This window comes from Acinetobacter sp. 243_ASPC (assembly GCF_001054715.1).
Lineage (GTDB): Bacteria > Pseudomonadota > Gammaproteobacteria > Pseudomonadales > Moraxellaceae > Acinetobacter > Acinetobacter soli.
This window is the reverse complement of sequence record NZ_JVOR01000090.1, coordinates 1-540: the sequence shown is the minus strand read 5'-3', so window position 1 is coordinate 540 and position 540 is coordinate 1. Positions and strand designations below refer to the sequence as shown.

General features: G+C 35.6%; 1 protein-coding gene. It reads right to left on the bottom strand.

The features are described 5' to 3' along the window. On the bottom strand, positions 1-510 hold a 510-nt coding region (locus tag ADA42_RS10760), incomplete at its 3' end, for a transposase (RefSeq protein ID WP_048765166.1). Positions 511-540: the final 30 nt, after the last annotated feature.

Here is a 540-nt window from a genome sequence, read left to right as displayed (position 1 = left end):
ATGTCCATTCGATAAAGCAGAACAGGCAATTTCACCAAATTGATTCATCGCAATATGTAATTTACAGCCATAAAACCAGCCCATTGAGTTTCTACCACGTGATGCAATTTGGACTAATGATTTATGGCGCTGAATACGTTGATTTTTACAAACTGGCAGAGTTGTTGAATCGATCCATAAATATTGTGTACCTTGGCCTTTCATCAGTGCCACATGTAGGGCATGCAGTGCCAATTTATGCCTTTTGATCGGATGAATCATCCTTTGATAGCAAGGCAAGTAATTAAATAAATGGCTTTTATCTTCTTTTAACCAAGTGAAAAAGGCTTTGAAATTATTGAAATGAGAGCATTTGTACCAAATAGCAATAAAGCAGATTTCTGAAATTTTAAGTTGAGCAGTTCTGATTCTTAAGGAACCACGGTTTTGTTTGAGAAACTCCCAATAAGTTGCTTCAAATTTAAGAAAAAAATCATCAATTACGCAGAATAATTCGGTACTATTGAACATCAGGACTAGAGTTGTGAGTTTGGTGTGGTA